At 72.6% G+C, this 23,583-nt stretch carries 22 protein-coding genes; 11 read left to right on the top strand and 11 right to left on the bottom strand.

Annotated features, from left to right (window positions below; genetic code table 11):
* Complete coding sequence (locus ACFQ2V_RS18150) at nt 1-705, top strand: SRPBCC family protein (protein ID WP_386054291.1); 705 nt, start codon at nt 1-3, stop codon at nt 703-705.
* A gap of 85 nt (nt 706-790) precedes the next feature.
* On the top strand, nt 791-1,444 hold the full coding sequence (locus ACFQ2V_RS18145) for an NAD(P)H-binding protein (protein WP_386054290.1): 654 nt from the start codon (nt 791-793) through the stop codon (nt 1,442-1,444).
* A gap of 9 nt (nt 1,445-1,453) precedes the next feature.
* Here ACFQ2V_RS18145 and ACFQ2V_RS18140 read toward each other — a convergent pair whose 3' ends face one another.
* The gene (locus ACFQ2V_RS18140) at nt 1,454-2,401 is read right to left on the bottom strand and encodes an ornithine cyclodeaminase family protein (protein ID WP_386054289.1); all 948 of its coding nucleotides are present in this window, start codon (nt 2,399-2,401) and stop codon (nt 1,454-1,456) included.
* 183 nt (nt 2,402-2,584) lie between these two features.
* On the opposite strand from ACFQ2V_RS18140, the gene ACFQ2V_RS18135 reads away from it, so the two are divergent.
* Nucleotides 2,585-3,958, top strand: a complete 1,374-nt coding sequence (locus tag ACFQ2V_RS18135) for an L-serine ammonia-lyase (RefSeq protein ID WP_386054288.1) — start codon at nt 2,585-2,587, stop codon at nt 3,956-3,958.
* Nucleotides 3,959-3,995: 37 nt separating this feature from the next.
* On the opposite strand, the gene ACFQ2V_RS18130 is transcribed toward ACFQ2V_RS18135, so the two are convergent.
* The gene (locus ACFQ2V_RS18130; protein ID WP_386054287.1) at nt 3,996-4,367 is read right to left on the bottom strand and encodes a VOC family protein; all 372 of its coding nucleotides are present in this window, start codon (nt 4,365-4,367) and stop codon (nt 3,996-3,998) included.
* A 215-nt stretch (nt 4,368-4,582) separates the two neighbouring features.
* On the opposite strand from ACFQ2V_RS18130, the gene ACFQ2V_RS18125 reads away from it, so the two are divergent.
* Together ACFQ2V_RS18125 and ACFQ2V_RS18120 are read left to right on the top strand one after the other, a co-directional pair.
* Nucleotides 4,583-5,776: a molybdopterin molybdotransferase MoeA gene (locus ACFQ2V_RS18125; protein WP_386054286.1), complete on the top strand. Its 1,194-nt coding sequence runs from the start codon at nt 4,583-4,585 to the stop codon at nt 5,774-5,776.
* A gap of 36 nt (nt 5,777-5,812) precedes the next feature.
* Entirely contained in the window at nt 5,813-7,450 is a 1,638-nt protein-coding gene (locus tag ACFQ2V_RS18120) for an ABC-F family ATP-binding cassette domain-containing protein (protein WP_386054285.1), read from the top strand.
* Nucleotides 7,451-7,480: 30 nt separating this feature from the next.
* Here the strand turns inward: ACFQ2V_RS18120 and ACFQ2V_RS18115 are convergent, their stop codons facing one another.
* The 4 genes from ACFQ2V_RS18115 to fdhD form a co-directional block, all read right to left on the bottom strand.
* Nucleotides 7,481-7,996: a nitroreductase family protein gene (locus ACFQ2V_RS18115; protein ID WP_386054284.1), complete on the bottom strand. Its 516-nt coding sequence runs from the start codon at nt 7,994-7,996 to the stop codon at nt 7,481-7,483.
* A 68-nt stretch (nt 7,997-8,064) separates the two neighbouring features.
* On the bottom strand, nt 8,065-8,709 hold the full coding sequence (locus ACFQ2V_RS18110) for a VOC family protein (RefSeq protein WP_386054283.1): 645 nt from the start codon (nt 8,707-8,709) through the stop codon (nt 8,065-8,067).
* 109 nt (nt 8,710-8,818) lie between these two features.
* Nucleotides 8,819-9,157 (bottom strand): YciI family protein, encoded by a 339-nt coding sequence (locus tag ACFQ2V_RS18105; protein WP_386054282.1) that lies wholly within the window; start codon nt 9,155-9,157, stop codon nt 8,819-8,821.
* A 73-nt stretch (nt 9,158-9,230) separates the two neighbouring features.
* On the bottom strand, nt 9,231-10,079 hold the full coding sequence (gene fdhD / locus ACFQ2V_RS18100) for a formate dehydrogenase accessory sulfurtransferase FdhD (RefSeq protein WP_386054280.1): 849 nt from the start codon (nt 10,077-10,079) through the stop codon (nt 9,231-9,233).
* Between the two features lie 35 nt (nt 10,080-10,114).
* On the opposite strand from fdhD, the gene mobA reads away from it, so the two are divergent.
* Together mobA and ACFQ2V_RS18090 are read left to right on the top strand one after the other, a co-directional pair.
* Nucleotides 10,115-10,732: a molybdenum cofactor guanylyltransferase gene (gene mobA, locus ACFQ2V_RS18095; RefSeq protein ID WP_386054278.1), complete on the top strand. Its 618-nt coding sequence runs from the start codon at nt 10,115-10,117 to the stop codon at nt 10,730-10,732.
* 290 nt (nt 10,733-11,022) lie between these two features.
* On the top strand, nt 11,023-13,080 hold the full coding sequence (locus ACFQ2V_RS18090; protein WP_386054277.1) for a M4 family metallopeptidase: 2,058 nt from the start codon (nt 11,023-11,025) through the stop codon (nt 13,078-13,080).
* A 102-nt stretch (nt 13,081-13,182) separates the two neighbouring features.
* Here ACFQ2V_RS18090 and ACFQ2V_RS18085 read toward each other — a convergent pair whose 3' ends face one another.
* Nucleotides 13,183-13,791, bottom strand: a complete 609-nt coding sequence (locus ACFQ2V_RS18085; RefSeq protein ID WP_386054276.1) for a hypothetical protein — start codon at nt 13,789-13,791, stop codon at nt 13,183-13,185.
* 324 nt (nt 13,792-14,115) lie between these two features.
* Here ACFQ2V_RS18085 and ACFQ2V_RS18080 point away from each other — a divergent pair, with 324 nt between their 5' ends.
* A complete protein-coding gene (locus ACFQ2V_RS18080) occupies nt 14,116-15,996 on the top strand; it encodes an N-acetylmuramoyl-L-alanine amidase (protein ID WP_386054275.1) in 1,881 nt (626 codons plus the stop codon).
* Nucleotides 15,997-16,075: 79 nt separating this feature from the next.
* Here ACFQ2V_RS18080 and ACFQ2V_RS18075 read toward each other — a convergent pair whose 3' ends face one another.
* The 3 genes from ACFQ2V_RS18075 to ACFQ2V_RS18065 all read right to left on the bottom strand — a co-directional run bounded on the left by ACFQ2V_RS18075 (nt 16,076) and on the right by ACFQ2V_RS18065 (nt 19,857).
* Nucleotides 16,076-18,061, bottom strand: coding sequence for a penicillin-binding transpeptidase domain-containing protein (locus ACFQ2V_RS18075; RefSeq protein WP_386054274.1), 1,986 nt, complete (start codon nt 18,059-18,061; stop codon nt 16,076-16,078).
* A 35-nt stretch (nt 18,062-18,096) separates the two neighbouring features.
* A complete protein-coding gene (locus ACFQ2V_RS18070; protein ID WP_386054273.1) occupies nt 18,097-19,152 on the bottom strand; it encodes a hypothetical protein in 1,056 nt (351 codons plus the stop codon).
* Between the two features lie 63 nt (nt 19,153-19,215).
* Nucleotides 19,216-19,857 (bottom strand): N-acetyltransferase, encoded by a 642-nt coding sequence (locus ACFQ2V_RS18065; RefSeq protein ID WP_386054272.1) that lies wholly within the window; start codon nt 19,855-19,857, stop codon nt 19,216-19,218.
* 164 nt (nt 19,858-20,021) lie between these two features.
* On the opposite strand from ACFQ2V_RS18065, the gene ACFQ2V_RS18060 reads away from it, so the two are divergent.
* Genes ACFQ2V_RS18060 through ACFQ2V_RS18050 form a run of 3 tightly spaced genes read left to right on the top strand, consistent with a single transcriptional unit; the run spans nt 20,022 to nt 22,884 of the window.
* On the top strand, nt 20,022-21,131 hold the full coding sequence (locus ACFQ2V_RS18060; RefSeq protein ID WP_386054271.1) for an App1 family protein: 1,110 nt from the start codon (nt 20,022-20,024) through the stop codon (nt 21,129-21,131).
* A gap of 25 nt (nt 21,132-21,156) precedes the next feature.
* Nucleotides 21,157-22,017 (top strand): Fpg/Nei family DNA glycosylase, encoded by an 861-nt coding sequence (locus ACFQ2V_RS18055; RefSeq protein ID WP_386054270.1) that lies wholly within the window; start codon nt 21,157-21,159, stop codon nt 22,015-22,017.
* Nucleotides 22,018-22,077: 60 nt separating this feature from the next.
* Nucleotides 22,078-22,884 carry a hypothetical protein gene (locus ACFQ2V_RS18050; RefSeq protein ID WP_386054269.1) on the top strand — a complete coding sequence of 269 codons (807 nt, stop codon included), beginning with the start codon at nt 22,078-22,080 and terminating at the stop codon, nt 22,882-22,884.
* Between the two features lie 8 nt (nt 22,885-22,892).
* On the opposite strand, the gene ACFQ2V_RS18045 is transcribed toward ACFQ2V_RS18050, so the two are convergent.
* Nucleotides 22,893-23,555 (bottom strand): GntR family transcriptional regulator, encoded by a 663-nt coding sequence (locus ACFQ2V_RS18045; protein WP_386054267.1) that lies wholly within the window; start codon nt 23,553-23,555, stop codon nt 22,893-22,895.
* Nucleotides 23,556-23,583 lie beyond the last annotated feature (28 nt).

Here is a 23,583-nt window from a genome sequence, read left to right as displayed (position 1 = left end):
ATGGAGCTGACACACTCCTTCACCGTGCCGACGTCGGTCGACGACGCGTGGGCCCTCTTCATGGACCTCGAGCGCGTCGGCGGCTGCTTCCCGGGGGCGACCGTGACGGGGGTGACCGACGACGGTTTCTCCGGCACGGTCAAGGTCAAGCTCGGCCCGATCGCGCTCGTCTACTCCGGCTCGGGCTCGTTCGTCGAGCGTGACGACGCGACCCACCGTGCCGTCATCGACGCAAAGGGCAAGGACAAGCGTGGCAACGGCACGGCCGGGGCGACCGTCTCGATCCAACTGGCGCCGGACGGCGACGGCACGCGGGCCGACGTGACCACCGACCTCGCCGTCACCGGCAAGCCGGCGCAGTTCGGCCGGGGCGTCATGCAGGACGTCTCCGACAAGCTGCTCCAGGCCTTCGTCGCGTGCATCGAGAAGCAGCTCGGTGAGACCGGTGCGCAGGAGGCTGCGGGCTCGGGCGAGCCGGCCGCCGACGACTCTCCCGCAACGGAATTCGTCGAGACCGGCTCCGACGCGCTCGCCGCCGACACGGCGCCGCACCGGCGGGTGACCTCGGAGGTCGAGGAGGACGCCCCCCTCGACCTCGGGTCGGCCGTCATGCCGGTGCTCGTCCAGAGGTATGCCGGCTACGCCGCGGCCGCCGCCGGCGGCGCCCTGCTCGGCTGGCTCATCGGCCGCCGGAGCCGCGACTGACGAACCGTCAATCGAGAGAGCACTCCGTCACGCACCTTCGCGACGGGACCGGGCCTTCTGGGCGAGGCTCTGCGATGGTGGGGTCATGGCACGAGTTCTCATCATCGGAGGGCACGGCAAGGTCGCGCTGCTCGCCGCCCCGCTCCTCGTCGCCGAGGGCCACGACGTCAGGTCGGTCCTGCGCAACCCCGACCACGTCGCCGACGTGGAGGCCACCGGCGCAACCGCCGCGGTGCTCGACGTCGAGTCGGCGACCACAGAACAGCTGACCGACGTCATCCGTGGCCGCGACGTCGTCGTGTGGTCCGCCGGCGCTGGTGGCGGCAACCCCACGCGTACGTACGCCGTCGACCGCGACGCCGCGATCCGTTCCATGGACGCGACAGCCGCTGCCGGTGTCGACCGCTACGTCATGGTCTCGTACTTCGGCGCAGGCCCGGATCACGGTGTGCCGCCAGACAACCCGTTCTACCCGTACGCCGATGCGAAGACGGCGGCGGACGACCACCTTCAGGGCACCGACCTCGCCTGGACCATCCTGCGTCCGAGCTCCCTGACCCTGGACGCGGCGACGGGACACATCTCTGCCGGGAAAGGGATCTCCCCCGGTCAGGTCTCGCGCGGCAACGTCGCGCACGTCATCCGCTCGGTCGTGGCCCACCCCGAGACGACCGCACGACGCATCATCGCCTTCAATGACGGTCCATCGCCGATCGACGAGGTCGTCGCCAGCGCGTGAAGGGCCTGCTCAGTGCCTGGCCACGTGCTCGGCGATGACGAGGTCCTGCCAGGCCATGCCCACACTCTTGAAGACGTTCGGCCGGTCGCTCGCGCGCTCGACCCTGCCCAGCACGAGGTCCTGGAGCGTGTGGACGTCGTCCCAGTCCATCGCGCCCTGGGCTGCGGCGAGGATGACGTCCCCGGCCTCGCGGTGGGCCGTGGCGAGGTCCTCGACGACGACGAGGGAGCGCCCGAGCAGACCCGAGCCGAGCTCGCGGCGGTGCGCCTCGTGGGAGCCGATGGCCACCACGCAGGCGCCGTCGGCCACCCAGTCGTCGCCGAGCACGGGGGTTGCAGCGGACGTCGCGGTGACCACCACCTGCGCCGCTCGCACGGCGTCCTCGACCGCGTCGTCGTCGACGGTCAGGGCCCTGACGTCCAGCCGCCCGTGGCCGGTGAGGCTCGAGACCCGTTGTGCCGTGGCGCGTGCAGCCTCGCCGCGGCGCCCCACGACCGTCACCGAGGGAGTGTGCCGGATGGCCAGCAGCGCCTCCACGTGACCCACCGCCTGCGGGCCGGTGCCGAAGACGACGGCTGCGTCCACCACGGCGGGTGCGAGCGCCTCCATCGCCACGGCAGAGACGGCCGGCGTGCGCAGCGACGTGACCGCGGACCCGTCGATGAGCACCGACGGGGTCAGCGTCTCGGTGTCCATCAGCACGTAGACGGCCTGGATGCGCTCGAGGTCACGAGCGGGGTTGCCGGGCGCGACGGAGAGCACCTTGACCCCGGCGGCCCGGCGGTTGGCCGACGGCATCACGAGCAGCTGCCCGTCGCCCGCCGGCACCGCCTGGCGCAGCGGGTCCGCCGAGGGGTCGAGACCGTCGGCAAGGGCCTGGCGCACGAGACGACGGGCGCGGTCCGGCGACAGCGATCGGCGTACCGTGGCGGCGTCGACCCAGCGTGGTTGCGGCATTGCTCGACTCTAGGCTGCACCCGTGGGGCGGCCACCCCGTGGCCGTCGAGCCGTGGTGGCGCGGCCGTCGTTCGCCGGCGCCCTGCAGGGCTGCGTGCGTGCTCCTGGACGCTGGACGTACGCTCGACGGGTCGACCACACCCAGGGCGGCAGCCGTCAACGACGACACGAAGTCAGGACACCATGGCGCTCAGCGTTTTCGACCTCTTCTCGATCGGCATCGGGCCGTCGAGCTCGCACACCGTCGGGCCGATGCGGGCAGCCGCGATGTTCGCCGAGCGACTGCGCGAGGAGGGCGTCCTCGAGCGGGTCTCGCGAGTGCACTCCCAGCTCTTCGGCTCGCTGGGAGCGACCGGCCACGGACACGGCAGCGACAAGGCGGTCCTGCTCGGCCTCACCGGTGAGCGGCCCGAGCTCTGCGACCCCCGGGCCGTCGAGGACCGGCTCGCCGAGATCCGCTCGACTCGCCGGCTCTCGCTGCTGGGCGAGCACGAGATCGACTTCGTCGAGGACGAGGACCTCGTGCTGCACCGCCGCAAGACGCTGCCGGTGCACCCCAACGGCATGACGTTCACCGCCCTCGACGCGTCGGGGGAAACCCTCGCCGAGCGCACCTACTACTCCGTCGGCGGCGGGTTCGTGGTCGGCGGCGACGCCGACGGCGAGACGAAGATCGTCGAGGACTCCACGCCGGTCGCCCACCCGTTCCGCACGGGTGACGAGCTGCTCGCCCACTGCAAGGAGACGGGCAAGTCGATCTCGCGGATCATGCTCGAGAACGAGCTGTCCTGGCGCACCGAGCAGGAGGTGCGCGACGGGCTGCTCGACATCTGGCGCGTCATGAAGGAATGCGTGCGCAACGGCATCGACACCGAGGGCGTCCTGCCCGGTGGCCTGAAGGTGCGTCGTCGGGCGCCCGAGCTCGCCCGGCGACTGCGCCTCGAGGGTGCAAGCGACGACCCCCTGCGCGGGATGGACTGGATCACCCTCTACGCGCTCGCGGTCAACGAGGAGAACGCCTCCGGTGGGCGCGTCGTGACCGCACCGACCAACGGCGCCGCCGGCATCATCCCGGCCGTGCTGCACTACTACGCGAACTTCGTCAACGGCGCCGACCGCGACGGCATCGTGCGCTTCCTGCTGACCGCCGGCGCGATCGGCGTCATCTACAAGGAGACGGCTTCCATCTCGGGCGCCGAGGTCGGGTGCCAGGGTGAGGTCGGCTCGGCCTGCTCGATGGCGGCGGGGGCCATGGCCGCCGTCATGGGCGGCACGCCCGAGCAGGTCGAGAACGCCGCCGAGATCGGCATGGAGCACAACCTCGGACTCACCTGCGACCCCGTCGGGGGCCTGGTCCAGATCCCGTGCATCGAGCGCAACGCCATCGCGTCGGTCAAGGCCATCACCGCCGCCCGCACCGCCCTGCGCGGCGACGGGTCGCACGTCGTCAGCCTCGACAAGGTGATCAAGACGATGCGCGAGACCGGCCGCGACATGAAGGTGAAGTACAAGGAGACGGCGCGCGGCGGCCTCGCCGTCAACGTCATCGAGTGCTGACCGGGCGCTGAGCGGCCCTGACCCATCGCCGATGTGGTCAGGCGGCGCGCTGGCAGACCATGAGCGGGTTGCCGTCTGGGTCCTCGAACTGGACGAAGAAGACGCTGCCGATGTCCTCGATGTCCGAGGTGATGCGCACGTCGAGGCGCCGGAGGTGCTCGATCGTCGCGGCGAGGTCGTCGGTCCACCAGAAGAACCGCGGCGGCCCGTCGGCGGTGAAGTCGGGACGGTTGGCGTCGAGGGCCAGCCTCGGCCCGTCCTGCACCGGGATGTCGAGGATCGTGTCGTCGTGGGAGGTGGCCGCGGGCTCGAAACCCAGCACGGCGGCATACCACTGCGCCGAGCGGGCCAGGTCGCTGACGGGGACGAAGACCTGGCCGATGTGGCGGCGGATCGGGGAGGCGAGCATTCGCAGACCCTAGCCGCGAGGTGGTGCCGTCCGAGGGCGCGGCCCCGAGACCTACAGCGCAGTCTCAGCTCATCGCGACGGTGCGCGCATGCCGCGTCGTCCCACTCGCCGGTCGCGGCGGTGGCCACGCCCGGCGGCACCCCGTCCAGCCGGAAGCCGTCGACCGTCGCCATGCGGCTCAACGTACCGGGACGCCATGCGCCAGACTGGCGCGCGTGGGTCACGTACCGGTCGCCGAGCACCGTGCCGCCGTCGAGCGGCTCCTCGGCGACGGCGTCGTCGAGACGGTCGCGCTCGACCGGCACGCAGCCGGGCGCCGGCTGGCGGCGCAGCTCGTCGCCGTCGACGACCTGCCGCGCTTCGACTCGTCCGCCATGGACGGGTATGCCGTCCGGCCGGCCGGTCCGGACCAGCGCACCTACGAGGTGGTCGGCGACGTGCCGGCGGGGTCGGCGCCCGGTTTCGAGCTGGCCGAGGGCCAGGCGGCACGGGTGATGACCGGCGCCCGGGTGCCGGTGGGCACCGTCGCGGTCGTCCCTGTCGAGCGCACGGACGCGGCTCCCACCGGTCCAGCACCGGGCACGGTCACCATCGACGCGGCACCCGCCGACGGGCAGCACGTCCGGCTTCGCGGCGAGGACGTGTTCGCCGGGTCGGTCCTTGCCGCAACGGGATCCGAGGTCACGCCGGCACTCATCGCCCTGGGCCGTTCGGCCGGCTGCACGGCGGTCGACGTGCGGGCGCGCACCCGCGTCGCCGTCGTCGCGACCGGCGCCGAGCTCGTGCGCGCCGAGAGCGACCCGGGGGCCGGCGGCATCCACGAGTCGAACTCCGACATGGTCGCGGCCCTCGCCGAGGGGGCGGGCTGCGCCGTGGTTCGGGTCGAGGTCTGCTCCGACGAGCCCGACGAGCTGCGCGCGCTGCTCGACGCGCTGGACGCGGACCCCGGGGTCGACCTGGTCGTCACCACCGGAGGGGTCAGCGCCGGCGCCTACGAGGTCGTGCGGCAGGTCTGTTCGCCGCTGCCCGGCTTCGCGTTCGTGCACCTCGCGATGCAGCCCGGCGGACCCCAGGGACTCGGCCGCTACGGCTCGACCCCCATGGTCTGCCTGCCCGGCACCCCCGTCGGCGCGTTCGTGGCCTTCCACGTGCTCATGCGCCCGGCGCTCGACCGGCGGCACGGTGCGCCCGCGCGACGGGCCGGCCGGGCGGCCTACACGGGAAGGACCCGACGCACCCGCACCGGCCGCGTCCAGTTCGTCACGAGCGTGCTCGCCCCGGACGGCACCGTCAGAGCCCCCGATGCCCGGCACCTCACGGCGCTCGCCGCCGCGAACTGCCTCATCGAGGTGCCCGAGTCGGTCGACCAGCTCATCAGCGGCGACGACGTCGTCGTCCACCACCTGTGACCGGACCACCCTCCAACCGCCTCTAGGCTGTCGGGCGTGAGCGCGACCCTGGTGGCCAAGGACCTCGCCGGGGGCCATGCCCACCGGACCCTCTTCGAGCACCTCGACCTCACCGTCGCGCCGGGTGACGTCGTCGGCGTCGTCGGAGCCAACGGTGCCGGCAAGTCGACCCTGCTGCGCCTGCTCTCGGGGGAGGACCAGCCGCTGGCAGGCTCGGTGACCACGGCGCCCTCGGACGCGTTCGTCGGCTGGCTGCCCCAGGAGCACGAGCGCGTGCCCGGCGAGACGGTGGCCGCGCACATCGCCCGGCGCACCGGAGCGACCGCCGCGACCGAGGCGATGGAGGCCGCCGCCCACGGCCTCGGCGGCGACGACCCGAAGGCCGACGACGCGTACGCCGTCGCCCTCGACCACTGGCTCGCGAGCGGGGCGCCCGACCTCGACGAGCGCATCCCCCCGATGCTCGCCGAGCTGGGACTCGACGTCGGCCCCGACGCCCTCATGACCTCGCTCAGCGGCGGCCAGGCCGCACGCGCGGCACTCGCCGCCCTGCTGCTGAGCCGCTTCGACCTCGTGCTGCTCGACGAGCCGACCAACGACCTCGACCTCGCCGGCCTCGAGCGCCTCGAGGCCTTCGTCGACGGCCAGCGCGGCGGCGTCGTGCTCGTCTCGCACGACCGCGAGTTCCTCGCCCGCTGCGTCACCCGCATCGTCGAGCTCGACCTCGCCCAGAACTCCGTGTCGGTCCACGACGGCGGCTACGAGTCCTACCTCGACGAGCGGGAGGTCGCGCGCCGGCACGCGCGCGAGGCGTACGAGGCGTATGCCGGCACGAAGGCCGACCTCGAGGCGCGCGCCCGCACGCAGCGGGAGTGGTCGTCCAAGGGCGTGCGCAACGCGATGAAGAAGAGCCCCGACAACGACAAGAACCGACGCGCGGCCAGCATCGACTCGGCCGAGAAGCAGGCGCGGAAGGTGCGTCAGATGGAGTCGCGGATCGCCCGGCTCGACGAGGTCGCCGAGCCGCGCAAGGAGTGGGTGCTCCAGTTCAGCATCGCGGCCGCGCCGCGGTCGAGCACGGTCGTGTCGACCCTGAACGAGGCGACGGTGCACCGGGGCGACTGGACCTTCGGCCCGGCGTCCCTGCAGGTCGAGGCGCGTCGCCGCATCGGCATCACCGGGCCCAACGGGGCCGGCAAGACGACCCTGCTCTCGCTCCTGCTCGGGCGCCTCGGACCCGACGCCGGCAGTGCCTCGCTCGGGGCCTCGGTGGCCATCGGCGAGATCGACCAGGCCCGCACGGGTCTGCGCGAGGACCTGCCCCTCGGCGACGCCTTCGGTGAGGCCGTCCCCGACCTCGCGCCCGCCGACCGCCGTACGCTGCTCGCCAAGTTCGGGCTCAGGGCCGACCAGGTGACCAGCGCGGTCGGCCGCCTGTCACCGGGCGAGCGCACGCGGGCCGCGATGGCGTTGCTGCAGGCCCGCGGCGTCAACCTGCTCGTGCTCGACGAGCCGACCAACCACCTCGACCTGCCGGCCATCGAGCAGCTCGAGGAGGCACTCGAGTCCTATGACGGCGCGCTGCTGCTCGTCTCGCACGACCGGCGGCTGCTCGAGAACGTCCGGCTCGACGAGCGGTGGCACGTCGAGGCCGGCCGGGTCACCCGCCTCTGAGGCTTCGGCGCCGGGGGGTGGATGAGCCGGTCACCACGTGCCGCGGTGCACGACCTCGTCGAAGGGTCGTCGGTCGAGCCGCTGGATGACGGCCAGCGGCTTGTCCGCCGGGTAGCCGACGGAGAGGACGTACGCCAGGAACTTGCCCTCCGGGAAGCCGAGCACGGCCCTGGCCTGCTCCTGGTCGGCCGCCGCCGCGTGGCCGGTGCCCACGCCGAGGTCCGCCGCGGCGACGGTCATCGCGTAGGTGGCCTGCCCGAGGTCGTACTGCACGAGCGCTGCCTGTCGGTCGTCCTCCGGCTGGGGCGCGACGATGGCGATCGCGGCGGCCGCGCCGGCGACGTGTCTCGCGCCCTGCCAGACCTTCGCCAGCTCGACGAGCTGCGCCCGGTCGGTGACGAGCACGAAGTCCCACGGCTGCCAGTTGCTCGCAGACGGGGCGCGTCGCCCGGCCTCGAGGATCCGGTCGAGATCGTGCTCTGGCACCGGCTGGTCGGTGAACTGCCGGACGTTGCGCCGCGCCCTCAGGGCGTCCCAGGTCTCCATCACGTCATCGTGCGCCTGCAGGGCCGCCTCCCGCCACCATCCGAGCATCGGGGGTGAGTCGGCCGCCGCTACGGCAGGTCGGGCCACGCCGCCAGGTCGACGAGGTTGCCGGACGGGTCGGCCAGGGTGAACCAGTGCGGGGCGTGCGAGTCGTCGACGACGCGGCCACCGGCCCGGACCGCCGCCTCGATGCGCCTGGCGACCTCGGCCGCCGACGTGCTGAGGTCGACGTGGATCCGCGCGGGCGCGTCGCGGCCGTCGTTGACCGCCTGGTTCCAGACGCCGGGTCCACGGCCCAACGGGTCGATGATGTCGGCGTCGGCGACCTGGTCGTAGCCCGTCACGGCCTGCCAGAACGGGACCGAGCCCATCCCGCCGTCGATCGCGATCTGGATCGACTGCAGGTGCGAGACGTCGGCGGTGAGGCCGAGCCGCCCGGCGACCTCGGAGACGGAGGCGGCGAGAGCGGCAGCCGCCTCGGGCAGCCCGCCGGCGTCCCACGAGGAGGCAAGGCGCACGGTCACGCCGGCCGCCCTGAGCTCGAGGTCCGGCCCGTAGCCCTCCGGCGACAGCTCCACCACGCGAGCGGCGAACTCGAGCCTGGCCCGGGCGTCGGGGCACGGGTAGTGCGCCAGCGCCCCTTCGAACGTCAGCCGCCACTCGTCGGCGGACGCGACCGCGTAGAACTCGCTCGCCCCGATGACCGTTGTCATCCTGCCTCCCGCGACTCGATCCTGCGCGCCAAACTACCGGCCGACCTCAGGCGGCGAGGGCGAGCGCGAGGGCGCGTTCGAGGGAGCTGTGCGAGCCTGCCGGCCCAGGTCAGCCTGGCGAGTTCGTCGGGTCGGCCACCCACGGCCCGAGCGGTGGGTCCCAGGTGCGCACGACCCGGCGCAGCACGTGTCCGCCGACCCAGTACGGATCCTGGTCGAACGTCGCCGTGAGCTCCTCGATCGACTCCGCCGAGCACACGATCAGCGCGCCGTTGGCCGGCTCCTGGTCGGTCGGCTCGCCCTCACTGACCTCGTCGGTGCCCGGCTGGTACATGCCGGCGACGAGCAGCCCGGGCAGGCCGGTCAGCCACTCGCGGTGCTCGGGCCGGATCTTCAGCATCTCGGTGGTGTCGTCGGGATACGTGTAGTGGACCGCGAAGATCGGCACAGTCGGTTCTCCAGTCGCTCGAGACGTCGGGTGGGTGGCGGGACGAGGCGGCCCCGGGGCCGCCCGCCTGAGGTCAGGTGGTCGTGATACGGTGCCCGCCGGCATACACGTTGAGGCGGGCGCCGCGCACGAAGCCGAGCAGCGTCATGCCGGCGTCTTCGGCGCACTCGACGGCAAGTGACGACGGCGCCGAGACCGCGGCCAGAGCGGGGATGCCGGCCATGATCGCCTTCTGCACCAGCTCGAACGAGACGCGCCCCGAGACCACGAGCACGCACCCGGAGCCGGGCACGCGGCCGTTCTGCAACGCCCAGCCGACGACCTTGTCGACGGCGTTGTGGCGCCCGACGTCCTCTCGCGCGACGAGCAGCTGGCCGTCGGCCGTGAAGAGCCCGGCCGCGTGGAGCCCGCCCGTCTTGTCGAACGACCGCTGCTCGGCGCGCAGCGCGTCGGGCAGGTCGGCGACCACCTTGGCCGCGATCTCGGCCGTGTCGGACCGCACGTCGAACGCCGACTGCGCCCGCAGCTGCTCGATGCTCGCCTTGCCGCACACCCCGCACGAGGAGTTCGTGAAGAAGGCGCGCGTGGCCGAGGCGGAGGGCGCGGCGACACCGGGGGCGAGCGTCACGTCGATGACGTTGTAGGTGTTCTCGTCGAAGCCGCTCTCGCCCGAGACCACGGCCCCCTCGCAGTAGCGGGCGAGCGCGATGTCGTCGGCCGAGCGGATCAGCCCCTCGGCCATCAGGAAACCGTGCACGAGCTCGATGTCGTGGCCGGGCGTGCGCATCGTGACCGTCAGTGGCGTGCCGTTGACGCGCAGCTCGAGCGGCTCCTCGACGGTCAGCGTGTCGGGCCGCGTGCTGGTCGACGGCCTGGCGAGGTCGATCGTCGTGACCTTGCGCCGCACCGTGACCCGTCCCATGGGCCCAGCCTAGATCCCGTGCCAGACTCCGAGGGGTGACGCGCCCCGCTGCCACCGACCCCGTCGTCGTCGTGCTGACCGGCGGGGCCTCGCGACGGATGGGCTCGCACAAGCCGACGCTCGACGTCGCCGGCCGCCCCTTGGTGGCCCGCGTGCTCGACGCCGCCGTCCCGCACGCTGCGCTCGTCGTGGGCCCCGGGCAGGGCGTCCCCGACGGAGTGCCCGTCGTCATGGAACGCGTCCCCGGCGGCGGCCCGGTCTCAGCCATCGCGTATGCCGTCGCGGCCGTTCGCGCGAACGTGACCCGGGTGACCCACCCCGACGCCGTCGTCGTCCTCGCCGCCGACCTGCCCTTCGTCACGCCCGCACACGTCTCGCGCCTCCTCGAGGCGCTGACCTCCGCCGACCTGGCCGTCACCGTCGACACCGACGGTCGCACCAACTGGCTCTGCGCGGCCTGGCGCACCGAGACCCTCACGGCCCGGCTCGCCGAGCTCGGTGACGTCGGCGACGCGTACGGCCGCAGCATGCGCGAGCTGTGCGACGGCATACGCACGGTGCCCGTCGACGACCCCGACGGCGTGGCCACGGACGTCGACACCCCGGCCGACCTGGAGCGCGCCCGGGAGCGGGCCCAGCGCCCCCTCGACTGACGCTCGACGTCTCGTCCGTCCACCCCGTCGGACGTCTCCTCGCAGTCCAGCCAGTACCTCACCCCACCGGACTCTGGGAGGTCGCCCAAGCGGCGCTCTGCGGCGAATCCCACTGCCGCCAAGCGCTTTGCCGGAGTTGGCGGGCATTTGGCAAAGACTTGGCAAGCCCCGTTGACCGCGATTCTCGGCTGCTGCCAACGTCGCGCTCGTTCTCGCCGGAATCTCGGTCCGTGAGATGGGCGGGACTCCCTCCAGGCGGCCATCGAGCCGCATCCTGACAAGGAGTAACAGTGAATCGACTGAAGTCCGGGCTGGCGACCGGAGGGCTGCTCGCCCTCGCTCTCGCCATCTCGCCGGCGATCCCGGCGGGCGCAGCGGCCAGTGCGGGACGCGACAAGGCGCCCGCCCCAGAGTCGCAGAGCCTGAAGGCGACCGAGCAGTCCCGAGCAGCATCGTCCGCGAGCGCCCTCGGCCTCGCCTCCGGCGAGAAGCTCACCGTCAAGTCCGTCATCGCGGACGCTGACGGTGCTACCCACGTCCGCTACGAGCGCACGCTCGACGGGCTGCGCGTGATCGGTGGCGACTTCGTCAGCCACAAGGACTCCTCGGGTGCCGTCAAGAGCGTCACGTGGAACGTCCGCAAGAACGTCACCCCGTCGACGATGACGCCGACCGTCTCCAGGAGCCAGGCCCACCAGGCCGGTCTCGCGGCGTCGAAGGCGAACAAGGAGACCGCCTCTCCCGGTGAGCTCGTCGTCTTCCAGTCGGCCGCCGGCCCCAAGCTGGCCTACGAGGTCATCACCGAGGGCATCAAGGCAGACCAGACCCCGACCCGCCTGCACACGATCGTCGACGCCAGCACGGGCAAGACCCTGACGAGCTGGGACGACATCAAGCACGGCACGGGCAACGGCATCTTCGTCGGCTCCGTCACGCTCGGCACCACCGCCGGCACGACGTACACGATGAAGGACACCCACGGGAACTACACGACCGACCTCAACCAGGCCACGACCGGCACGGGCACGACGTTCACCGACGCCGACGACGTGTGGGGCAACGGCCTGCAGAGCAACCGCCAGTCGGCCGCCGTCGACGCGCACTACGGCGCAGGCAAGACGTACGACTACTACAACACCCAGCTCGGCCGCGCCGGCATCTGGAACAACGGCACCGGCGCCCGCAGCCGCGTCCACTACGGCCAGAACTACGCCAACGCCTTCTGGGACGGCACCCAGATGACCTACGGCGACGGCGCCAACAACGCGGCCCCGCTCGTCGAGCTCGACGTCGCCGGCCACGAGATGAGCCACGGCGTCACCGAGAACACCGCCGGGCTCGCCTACACCGGCGACGCTGGCGGCCTCAACGAGGCGACCTCCGACATCTTCGGCACCGGTGTCGAGTGGTACACCAACAACCCGAACGACGTCCCCGACTACCTCATCGGCGAAGAGATCAACATCAACGGCAACGGCACGCCGCTGCGCTACATGGACAAGCCGAGCAAGGACGGCGGCTCCAAAGACTGCTGGAGCAGCACCCTCGGCGGCCTCGACCCGCACTACTCGTCGGGCCCGCTGAACCACTGGTACTACCTGGCCTCCGAGGGCTCCGGCGCCAAGACCATCAACGGCGTCAGCTACAACAGCCCCACGTGTGACGCCTCGACGGTGACCGGCATCGGCCACCTCAAGGTTGAGAAGATCTGGTACCGCACGCTGTCGACCTACCTCACGTCGACGAGCAACTACGCCGCGGCCCGCACGGGCGTCATCAAGGCGGCCAAGGACCTCTACGGCGCCGGCTCGGCCGAGTGCACGGCGGTCGACAAGGCGATGGGCGCCATCGCCGCCCCGGCCAGCACCGAGACCTGCGGGGGCACGACCCCGCCGCCCACCGGCGGTTCGCTGACCAACGGTGGCTTCGAGTCCGGCCAGACCGGCTGGACCGGTAGCGCCGGCCCGATCACGAACGACACGGGTCGCCCGGCCCGCACGGGTTCGTGGAAGCTCTGGCTCGGTGGCAACGGCACCACGGCCGCCGAGAACGAGTCGCAGACCTTCGCGGTCGCGTCGACGGCCACGGCCCCGACGCTGACGTACTACATCCGCATCGACACGGCCGAGACGTCGACCACGACGGCGTACGACACCGCCACGGTCCAGATCAACGGCGTCACGAAGGCCAGCTTCTCGAACCTGTCGACCCCGAAGGCGTCCTACGTCGCCAAGACGGTCGACCTCACCGCCTACAAGGGCACGAACGTCACGCTGAAGTTCGCCGCGAACGAGGACTCCTCGCTCCAGACGAGCTTCGTCATCGACGACGTCTCGACGAACTTCTGAGCGACGGTCGCCTGACACACCACTGAGGTCGGTGTGCCGCCGGGTCCGCCCGGTGGCACACCGACCTCTGGCGTATGCCGCGCGGGGAGGAGCTCGACCGACTCAGGGGGCGGGCGCGACGACGGGCGGCGTGGGGGTCGTGCAGTGCGTCGCGGCGGGGGCCGAGAGCGTCACGTCGGAGACGAGGTTGCCGACCAGGCCGGCGATCTCGCCGAGCGACGGGTCGCTGAGGTCGATCGCGCGCTCGTGGTCGTCGGTGACCGAGATCGCGATCGGGTCGCTCTCGGGCGCGACGTTGGGGTCGAGCGGCGTGAAGTCGTCGCTCGGCACCTCGGTCGGCGGGAGGCCGAGGCGCAGGGTGGCGAGCAGCGTCACCAGCTGCCGCTGCACGGGTCCGGCCAGGGTGCAGATGCGGCCGTGCACCGACCGGGTCTCGACGTGCAGGCGCCCGTTGGCGTCCAGGACGATGCGGTCGTCGAAGCCGGCGATGCCGCCGGTGCGCCGGAGCACGAGCGGGAAGACGGGGCTGTCGGACGTGGCCGAACCGGGACCTGCAGCACCGAAGCGTGGCTTGGGCGGCGTCGACGACGTCGCCGTCGAGGTGGGCGCCGACCCCCCGGGTGAGGAGTCGGAGTCGGACACGACGACACCGCACCCCCCGGTCAGGAGTGCGGCAATGGCCATCCCCACGTACAGGCCTGTACGCCCCATGGCCACCATGGTGCGCCGTTTGCCGCGACCGTGCACCGAAGACACGGACGATTTCTGGCAACGCTTGGGTGAATGTTTCAAGTGGCGGGCCTCGGGATGCGCGGTAATGCTCGGTGCCAGAGGTGTCGGTCGGCGCTGCCGTCGACACCCCCATCCGCAGTGGCGGCGGCACGTCGATGGACCCATGTCGACGTGTCACGCGCTTCCCGCGGTCACCAGGCATACGAAAGGGACCAACGAGTGATACCCAACTCCACTCCACATCGATCACCGGCACCCCGCCGCGTCCGCCGGTCGCTCGCCTCGCTCGGGGCGGTCGCCGCCGTGGCCGCCGGCATGGCGATGGCGAGCCCGGCAGCACAGGCAGCCGACCCGGCCGCGACGGTCGGCACCGACGCCGGCAGCCGTGAGCGCGCCTTCGAGGCCGCAGCGGCCGAGTTCGGCGTGCCCCGCACCGTGCTCGAGGCCGTGTCGTACGCGCAGACGCGCTGGGACTTCAACCCCGGGCACAGCTCGTCCGGCGGCTACGGGCCCATGCACCTCGTCGACGCCGACCTCGGCTCCGCGGCCGAGGGCAAGGGCCTCGGCGACGCCCCGGCCGCCGAGGCGCCGACCCCCGTCGCCGACACGCTCGGCCGGGCGGCCGGCCTCACCGGACTCGGCGAGGACGCCCTGCGCACCGACGAGCTCGCCAACATCCGCGGTGGCGCTGCGCTGCTCGCCGCCACCCAGCAGCGGCTCGGGCTGCCCACCGGCGCCGGCACCGACTCCGGTGCCTGGTACGCCGCCGTGGCCGACGCGTCCGGCTCGGCGCAGGAGGACGTCGCCGCGGCGTTCGCCGACGACACCTACTCCGTCATCGCCTCCGGTGCCTCGCGCCGCACGGTCGACGGCAAGGACGTGTCGCTCGCACCCTCAACCACGTCCCCCGAGAAGGGCCAGATCGGCCGGCTCGGCCTGACGAAGAAGGCGATCAGCTCGCAGACCGACTGCCCGCCCGGGCTCGAGTGCGACTGGGTGCCGGCGCCGTACGCCAGGACCGGACCGGGCGCAGGCGACTACGGCAACCACGACCTCGCGTCACGGCCCGCCTCGCCGAAGATCACGAATATCGTCATCCACAACACCGAGGCGAGCTACGACACCACCCTCAAGCTCGTCACCGACCCGGACTACCTCGCCTGGAACTACTCGCTGCGCTCGAGCGACGGTCGCATCGCCCAGCACCTCGAGCCCAAGGACGTCGGCTGGCACGCGGGCAACTGGTACGTCAACAGCCACTCCATCGGCCTCGAGCACGAGGGATTCGCCGCCACCGGCGCCCAGTGGTTCAGCGAGCCGATGTACCGCTCGTCGGCTCGGCTCGTGCGCTACCTCGCCACGAAGTACGACATCCCGCTCGACATGCAGCACATCTTCGGCCACGACCAGATCCCGGGCGTGACCCCCGCCAACGTGGCAGGCATGCACTGGGACCCGGGCCCCTACTGGAACTGGGAGCACTACTTCCAGCTGCTCGGTGCGCCGCTGCAGAGCCACGGCGTCGACGGCGCCCAGGACCTCGTCCGCATCCTGCCCGGCTTCGACCACAACGTGCAGACCCTCACGTCGTGCACGACGGCGGGCCAGCCGTGCGAGCCGCAGGGCACGAACTTCGTCTACCTGCACGCGGCTCCGTCCGAGACCGCACCGCTCGTGGGCGACATCGGACGCAAGCCGAACGGCGCCCCCTCGACGACGTCCGTCTCCGACATCGGCGCCCGCGCCCAGGCCGGTCTGACCTTCGCCGTCGCCGAGCGCCAGGGCGACTGGACCGCCATCTGGTTCAACGGGGTCAAGGGCTGGTTCCACAACCCGGCGAGCGACCCGACGGCCATCGCGGTCGGTGGCCAGTACGTCGTGCCGAAGGCCGGCCTGGCGAAGGTGCCGGTCTACGGGCGGGCCTACCCCGAGGCGTCGGCCTACCCTGCCGGCATCCCGGTGCAGGCGCTCGCGCCGCTGCAGTACGCGTTCACCGCCGGGCAGCGGTACGCCGTCGGTGACCTCACGGTCCCGACGAACTACTACCGCGCGACGACCTTCTCGACGCAGACCCCGAACGACCACGTCGACGTCGTCGGGCAGGACCGCTACTACCAGGTCTCCCTCGGTCACCGGTTCGCCTTCGTGCGCGCCGCCGACGTGGACGTCGTGACGGCCGAGTAACGCACCACCCCGTCGAAGGAGCAGCTCGTCCCCTGCGGGCGAGCTGCTCTTCGACTGCCCGGCGGTGCCGTCAGCACCGTCAGCGGAGGTCGTACGCCTTGAGGAAGCTGATGATGAACGGCGCCGACCCGGTCACGCCGTTGTCGCCGACCTCGTTGTAGGCGGCGATGGCGATGTCGCCGCGTCCGGCGACCATCCACGTGTGGGTGTCGGGCGGGTTCTTCGTGCCGAACTCGGCCGTGCCGGTCTTGGCGTACTCCACGCCGAGCGGCTTGAGCACCTTGCCCGAGCCCTCGTCGACGACGGCGCGCAGCTCCTGGCGCAGCACGCCGGCCTCGGTGGGGTCGAGCGGCGTGGCGGGATTGGCGAGGGCCGGAGCCCCGGCGACGAGCTGCGGGCGCAGCGTCTGGCCCTTCATCACCGAGGCGAGGACGACAGCCATGGTGAGCGGGGAGGCCTCGACGCGGCCCTGCCCGATGAACGACGCGGCGTGCTCGACGGCGTCGTCGGTCGGCGGCACCGAGCCGAGGAACCCGGTGAACGGCAGGTCGAGCTTGTCGCCCATGCCGAGCGACTGCGCGGCCGCGATGAGGTCGTCCTGGCTGACCTTCTCGTGCTGGCTGATGAAGGCCGTGTTGCACGAGAAGGCGAGGGCGGTCTGCATCGGGATGTCGCCGAGCTTGTCCTTGGGGTAGGTCGTGTAGTTGCTGAACCGGCGGCCGTTGACGGTGAGGGACTCGGTGCAGGGCAGCGTGGTGTCGGCCGTGGCGCCCTTGCGGACGTTGGCGAGCGAGCTGGCGATCTTGAAGGTCGAGCCGGGCGCCACCTTGCCGGCCAGGGCGAGGGTCGAGCCGTTGGCCGCGGGACCGACGGCGGCCGCCAGGATCTCGCCCGTCGAGACCCGCAAGGCCACGAGGGCGGTCGGGTGCGCGGTCTGCTTCGCCAGGGTGGCCTCGGCGGCCGACTGCGCCTTCGGGTCGAGCGTGATCGTCAGCGGTTGCCCCTCGGTCGACTGCTCGGCGAAGAGCTCGCGCTTGTCGAGCACGCTCCCGTCGGCGCCGCGCTTGACGGCCTGCACGGCGAGGCCGGGCGTGCCTCGCAGCTGCTCGTCGTAGCGGAACTCCAGCCCGTTGGTGCCGACGCTGTCGCCGGCCTCGAGGATGCCCTTGGACGCCTTGACCTGCTCGGCCGTGGCCTCGCCGACCGAGCCGAGGATCGGTGCCGCGAAGCCGCGGCTGGGCCCGAGCACCTTCATCGCGGGCACCGTGAGGGCGCCCTTGACCTTGGCGATCGCGGCGCCGTTCTTCTCGATGACCGGGTCGGTCTCGCGCAGTGTCAGCGCCTCGACGAACGCCCTGGCGCCAGCGGCACCGACCTTCGCGGCATACCTCGTCGGGTCGATGCCGAGCAGGGCCGCCAGTCGGCGGGCGGAGGCGGCAGCCTCTCCGCCCGCCACCTTCGTCTTGTCGATGCCGACGACCGCGACCTCGCGCTCGGTCATGATCTTGCCGCCCGTGGGGTCGACGATGTCGGCCCGTCGCGGCCACTTGCGCGCGATGGTGAGGGTCTCGTCGGAGGCCAGCTGCGGCGCCACGAGGGCCGGGTTCCACGACACCTGCCAGGCGCCGTCGACGAGCGTCATCGCGGCCTTCGACTCGTAGGTCCAGTCGGGCCCGGTCCTGGAGACGTCCCACCGGGTGAAGAGCGTGGCCGTCGCCTTCTCGGAGCCCTCGGCGTGGCTCAGCTCGCTGAGCGACACCGTGGGCCGCAGCGCGTCGAGGCCCTTGTAGGCGGCCTTGACGAACGCCCCAGCCTTGGCGCCGGTCGTCCCCTTGAGGGGGACGTTCGCGAAGTCGCCGCTGGTGAGGGCGGCGGCGAGGGCGCGCGCGGCGTCGTTCGGCTCGGGCGGCGAGTCGAACATCGAGCAGCCGGCTCCGAGCGCCGCGACGAGCGCTCCGGACAGCGCCGTCGCGACGAAGGAGCGGCGGCGTGATCCGGTGAATGGGCCGGTGTGTGATCCGGTGCGTGGACCGGTGTGTGAGCCGGTGCGGGGTCCCCGAGGCATGCGTCGAGGGTACGTGGCCCAGCCGACGGCGCCCGTCATCGCGCGGTTGCGTCGACCCGCCCGTCGTCGCCGGCAGGGACGCGCGGGGCCGTGCGGGCCCGCGCGGCCGCGCTCGCGACGGCCGGCCGTTGCGGGTCGGCCCCGGCGCGGCGTCGCGGGCCGCGGGCCCGCAGCGCTCCGGCACCCAGCAGCCCGACGACCACGGCGACCGCGTACGTCCCCCACGCCTGGTGCTCGGGCTGGATCGCCTGGAGGAAGACGTCGCGGCTGGCCTCGACGTGGTCGCGCAGACCGGTCGGCAGGCCCGACCGGGGACGCAGGTAGGAGGTGAGGTGGGAGAAGGCGGTCTGCGCAGCGGTGCACACCGCCACGAGGACGAGCACGAGGGGCCAGACGAGGACGCGCGACAGCGAGCCCACCCCGACCGGGGCCAGCGCGAGACCGACGGCGACCGCCGAGACCGTGGGTGTCCACGCGAGCAGCGGGACTGCGCGCTCGGCGCCCATCAGGGCGGCGACGAGCGCGCTCACCCACGAGCCGAGCGCGACGGCGAGGGGCGCGGCGGCCAACGCCCGGAGCACGGGCCGGCCGAGCACCACGAGAAGGCCGAGCAGCAGGCCGACGACCGTGCCTGCGACTGCCACGGCGAGCACCCCGAGCAGCACGCGGTCGTCGCGGTCGAAGTCGCTGCCGAGCTGGCGGGTGGCGCCGGCGGACTGGGCGACGGCGTAGGCCGCGGCGACCACCGTGCCGAGTGCGGCAACCCCCGCGCGGGCGGCGATGCGGCCGCGGCGTGGTCGCAGCCACAGGGTCGTGACGGCGGCGGCGAGCCCTCCGACGAGCGTCACGACGAGCAGCAGCCCCATCCGTGCCGCCGTGAACGGCAGCAGGCTGAGGTAGCCGCTGCTCACCGACCCGGTCGCGATGTCGGCGGTCCAGTCGCGCGGCGAGCGCGCCCCCAGCCCGTCGACGACCCACGGCAGCGCCCCGACCACCCACCAGCCGACGGCCGCGAGGGGCAGCACGGGCCAGAGGAGCTCGCGGGCGGGCCGTCGGTGTGCCTCACTGCCGAAGCTGACGCCGGTGTCCACGCGCAGATCCCAGCACGTCCGCCTGACATGCGCCAATCGCCGGGTTGGTCCGGGAGCGGTGGGCTAGCGCTCGGGCCTCCACAGCTGCACCGAGGCCACCGGCTCGAAGCCGGCCCCCAGGAACGCACGGAGTGCTCGGGCGTTGCCCGGGGCGCACGCGGCGACGACGACCGCGCCCTCGTCGACGAGGGTCAGGGCGTCGCGCACGACGTCGGTGCCGACGTGGTGCTTGGCCGGGTCGGTCTCGACGCCGACCTCGAGCATGCCGCCCAGCCCCGTCGAGAGCGTCACGAGCGTGCGGTCGTCGGGGGCGGCGTACCCGAAGGTCGCGACCTCGCTGCGCACCGACGTCGCGTGCTCGGCGCGCGGGTGGTTGCGAAGGTCGCTGCGCGGCACGAGGGCCGGCTCGCCGCCGAGACCGCGGGCGACGAGGACGATGTCGAGGGCGTCGATCCAGCCGTCGCCGGCCAGCCGCGACACGAGCCGCGGGTTGCTCGCACCGCCGAAGCCGTCGGGGCCGAGCGAGCCGAGCGTGCCGTCGGACACGTCGTCGTCGACGGCGAGGTACGCGTGTCCGGTGAAGGCGACCACGCCCTCGACGCCGTCGCGCCACGGAGCGACCCGCTGCCACCCGCCGTCGACGGCGGGGAAGTCGCCGCCGGAGGCCTTGCTGAGGACTTCCGCGATGGGGTGCACGTCGTCCATCAAACCCGCCGCGTGCGGGCGCCGCTCCCCGGGGTCCACCTGTTGGCACACGACGTCGTATGCCGTCGTGTGCACTCGCCGCGCCCTGCGGCGTTGCCCTGCCGTATGCCGTCAGGCCGCCGCGACGCTGCCGCGTCGCCACGTGCGCCGGGTAGGTTGTGGCCATGTCACGACCGCACGCGGCCGCCATCATCGAGGACACCGTCCACGAGCAGGTCGAGCGCGTGCTGCGCGGCCGCGGGTGGGGCAACCGGGTCATCACCCACGTGGGCTACGGCTCGTCGTCGTTCGTCCGCGTCTTCGCCCGGGTCCTGCTGGGGCGCAAGGGTCGTGAAGGCACCGAGGGTCCCGAGAGCCGCCAGGACGCGACCGGTGCGATCAGCCCGGCCCACTACGACCGGGGCTGGCGGGCGTTCATCACGTCTCCCGCGACCGGCGTGCCGGTCAAGGTCACCGTCGGCGACCGCGAGGTCTTCGGCCGGTCCGACCGTGGTGGCCACGTCGACATCGTCGCCCGCGACCACGGCCTCCCGCCGGGCTGGCAGCAGGCGGTCGTCGAGGTGCAGGGGGCCCAGCCGGTCGCCGCCGACGTCTTCATCGTGGCCGACGACGTGCGCTTCGGCCTCGTCAGCGACATCGACGACACCGTCATCACCACGATGCTGCCGCGCCCGTTGATCGCCGCCTTCAACACCTTCGTGAGGCGTGGCAAGGCCAGGCACGCGGTGTCGGGGATGGCGCCGATGTACCGCCGCATCCTCTCGGCCCACCCGGGCGCGCCCATCGTCTACGTCTCGACAGGCGCCTGGAACACGGCGGCGACGCTCAACCGCTTCCTCGTCGAGAACGGCTTCCCGCTCGGGCCGCTGCTGCTCACCGACTGGGGGCCCACCAACACCGGCTGGTTCCGCAGCGGCCAGGACCACAAGCGCACGTGCCTGCACCGGCTGGCCCGCGACTTCCCCGACATCCGGTGGCTGCTCGTCGGCGACGACGGCCAGCACGACCCGCAGCTGTACGCCGAGTTCGCCGAGGCACGGCCCGACCGGGTCGACGCCATCTGCATCCGGCACCTGTCGCCGGCCGAGCAGGTGCTGAGCAAGCCGATGAAGATCGACGCGCCGGTGCGCACCATGGGGCCGGTCAGCGTGTCGACGTTCTCGGCGCCCGACGGGCACCAGCTGCTGCGCGCCCTCGACGAGCACGGACGCGTCGGCCCCCCGGTCGCCGCCGACGAGCAGCCCTCGCGACCCCTGCGACAGCCGACCCGCTGACGCTGCTGGATGGCAGACTGGCGCCATGCCTGAGCTGCCCGAGGTGCAGGCGCTCGTCGACTTCCTCGCCGAGCGCACCGCCGGGCTCGCCATCACGAAGGTCGAGCTCGCGTCGTTCAGCGTCCTGAAGACGTTCACCCCGCCCCCGCAGGCACTCGAAGGCGTGCCCGTCGACGGCGTCCACCGGCACGGCAAGTTCCTCGACATCGACGCCGACGGCACGCACCTCGTCTTCCATCTCGCGCGGGCCGGCTGGCTGCGCTGGTCCGACCAGCTGCCGACGACGGTGCTGCGGCCCGGCAAGTCGCCGATCGCTCTGCGGGTCAGGCTTTCCGACGGCTCAGGCTTCGACCTGACCGAGGCGGGAACGAAGAAGTCGCTCGCCGCCTACATCGTCAAGGACCCGGCCGAGGTGCCGGGCATCGCCCGCCTCGGGCCCGACCCGCTGCGCGACGACTTCACGATCGAGCGGTTCCGCTCGATGCTCGACGGCCGGCGCACCCAGATCAAGGGTCTGCTGCGCGACCAGGAGTTCATCGCGGGCGTGGGCAACGCCTACTCCGACGAGATCCTCCACGTGGCGAAGATCAGCCCGTTCGCCATCGCCGGCACGCTCGCCCCCGAGGTCGTCGACCGGCTGTATGCCGCGCTGCGCGAAACGCTCACCCACGCCGTCACGACCGCCTCGGGCAAGCCGGCCAAGGAGCTCAAGGACGCCAAGCGTGCGGGCATGCGCGTGCACGCCCGCACGGGCGAGACGTGCCCCGAGTGCGGCGACGTCGTGCGCGAGGTGTCGTTCGCCGACACCTCGCTGCAGTACTGCGCCACCTGCCAGACGGGCGGCAAGCCCCTCGCCGACCGCCGCCTGTCGAAGCTGCTGAAGTAGCCCGTTCAACGAGTTCGTCCGGAATGCAACGCTTCTGGTGACGTGGTTGTCTTCACGGTCATGAAGCCAACGCAGGCCATCACGCCCACGCCGCGAGACCTCCCGCACGCGCCGCTCCACCCGCGCCGCTGCACGGCACGGCTCGCGATGCTCGCCCTCGGCACCGTGCTCGTGACCGGGGCCTGCGGGCAGGCCTCTCCGTCCGGCAGCAGGGCCACGCCGGCCGGTCACGGCGGCACGGCGAGCCCGGCCGCCACGGCGAGCACCTCGCCCGCTGCCGGCCACTCGTCGAGCAGCGGTGGGCCGGCGAGGCAGACCGTGACGGTCGGGGGCGTCCGCCTCGAGGCCGAGATGGCGCCGGCCGGGGCCGGCATCGCCGCGAGCTCGGGTCTGCTCGTCGAGTACTCCGTGACCAACACCGGTTCGAAGCCCGTCGTCGCCCTCGACGTCGTGCCCGACGACCTCGGCAGCGCTACCGTGCCCAAGGACGTCGACCCGCAGCACGCCTGGGTGTACGCCGAGTCGGGAGTGCTGCGCATCAGCAAGCAGGGCTTCGCGACGGCGCCGAACGTCCGCTTCGCCGCCGCTCCCGTGATGGGCGGCCACACCATCGCCCCCGGGGCCACGATCACCGGCAGGGCGTATGCCGCGATGCCGCCGAAGCTCGACGTGCCGGGTGAGTCGTTCGTGGCCCCTCACGCCCTCGTCGACCCCGCGCTGAAGCAGTGGCAGCTGTGCATCCAGGTCGACGACCACGCTCGGGGCAGGCCGTCCGCCGTGGGCGGCGGCGTGGTCGAAGTGGCCTCGACGGCGCCCCGGGGTGACCAGCTCGCGTGCACCGCCCCGGCGACTGTCCCCGTCTCCTGAGCAGCGCTTCAGGTGGTCAGACCCGCCTCCAGCTGAGCGACGGCGCGGCGGCTGCTCGCGAGGTGGTCGCGGAACTCGGCCGCCGCGCGGCCGGCGTCGCGTGACCGGAGCGCGGCGACGATCGAGCGGTGCTCCTCGATGATCTCGGCCGGCGCGGCGTGCTGGTTGAGCAACCAGGCCATCCGGCCGGCGACCGGCTCGATGATCGAGGTGAGGACCCGGCTGTCGGCGAGGTCGACGAGGACGGCGTGGAAGTCGGCGTTGCAGCGCACCGCCTCGCCCTGACGTCCTGCGGCCAGGTGCTGCTCGGCGGTCACGACGAGGTCGTCGAGGCGCGCCAGCCCGTCGTCGTCGAGAACGTCGACGAGCCGCTGCGACAGCACGGTCTCGAGGGCCTCGCGCACCGCGAACAGCATGGCGACGTCGTCGGGGTCGAGGCGTCGCACGACCATGCCGCGCGTGGCGCGCTCCTCGAGGAACCCCTCGCGCTCGAGCGTGCGCAGCGCCTCGCGCACGGGCACCCGCGAGACGCCCAGCTGCTCGGCCACCTGGCGCTCGACGACGCGCGTGCCCGGCGCGAGGTCGCCCGTCACGATGCGCTCGCGCAGCGCCTGGGTGACCGAGCCGCGCAGCGAGACGGCCTGGTCCGCATGTTCCTCGCGGGTAGGCATTGACGCTCCTCTCGGTTTTGGTATACCA

It is taken from the genome of Terrabacter terrigena (assembly GCF_042676085.1).
Classification (GTDB): Bacteria; Actinomycetota; Actinomycetes; order Actinomycetales; family Dermatophilaceae; genus Terrabacter; species Terrabacter terrigena.
The sequence above is the reverse complement of the archived record's forward strand: the minus strand, read 5'-3'. Positions and strand labels throughout refer to the sequence as shown.

Bases quoted from the DNA above. Each gene is read 5' to 3' on its own strand.
- ACFQ2V_RS18140 (WP_386054289.1), bottom strand. From the start codon at position 2,401: ATGCCGCAACCACGCTGGGTCGACGCCGCCACGGTACGCCGATCGCTG.
- ACFQ2V_RS18045 (WP_386054267.1), bottom strand. From the start codon at position 23,555: ATGCCTACCCGCGAGGAACATGCGGACCAGGCCGTCTCGCTGCGCGGC.
- ACFQ2V_RS18115 (WP_386054284.1), bottom strand. From the start codon at position 7,996: ATGGAGACCTGGGACGCCCTGAGGGCGCGGCGCAACGTCCGGCAGTTC.
- ACFQ2V_RS18060 (WP_386054271.1), top strand. From the start codon at position 20,022: ATGTCACGACCGCACGCGGCCGCCATCATCGAGGACACCGTCCACGAG.
- ACFQ2V_RS18130 (WP_386054287.1), bottom strand. From the start codon at position 4,367: ATGCTCGCCTCCCCGATCCGCCGCCACATCGGCCAGGTCTTCGTCCCC.
- ACFQ2V_RS18065 (WP_386054272.1), bottom strand. From the start codon at position 19,857: ATGGACGACGTGCACCCCATCGCGGAAGTCCTCAGCAAGGCCTCCGGC.
- ACFQ2V_RS18050 (WP_386054269.1), top strand. From the start codon at position 22,078: ATGAAGCCAACGCAGGCCATCACGCCCACGCCGCGAGACCTCCCGCAC.
- ACFQ2V_RS18075 (WP_386054274.1), bottom strand. From the start codon at position 18,061: ATGCCTCGGGGACCCCGCACCGGCTCACACACCGGTCCACGCACCGGA.
- fdhD (WP_386054280.1), bottom strand. From the start codon at position 10,079: ATGGGACGGGTCACGGTGCGGCGCAAGGTCACGACGATCGACCTCGCC.
- ACFQ2V_RS18110 (WP_386054283.1), bottom strand. From the start codon at position 8,709: ATGACAACGGTCATCGGGGCGAGCGAGTTCTACGCGGTCGCGTCCGCC.
- ACFQ2V_RS18150 (WP_386054291.1), top strand. From the start codon at position 1: ATGGAGCTGACACACTCCTTCACCGTGCCGACGTCGGTCGACGACGCG.
- ACFQ2V_RS18055 (WP_386054270.1), top strand. From the start codon at position 21,157: ATGCCTGAGCTGCCCGAGGTGCAGGCGCTCGTCGACTTCCTCGCCGAG.
- ACFQ2V_RS18085 (WP_386054276.1), bottom strand. From the start codon at position 13,791: ATGGGGCGTACAGGCCTGTACGTGGGGATGGCCATTGCCGCACTCCTG.
- ACFQ2V_RS18135 (WP_386054288.1), top strand. From the start codon at position 2,585: ATGGCGCTCAGCGTTTTCGACCTCTTCTCGATCGGCATCGGGCCGTCG.
- ACFQ2V_RS18145 (WP_386054290.1), top strand. From the start codon at position 791: ATGGCACGAGTTCTCATCATCGGAGGGCACGGCAAGGTCGCGCTGCTC.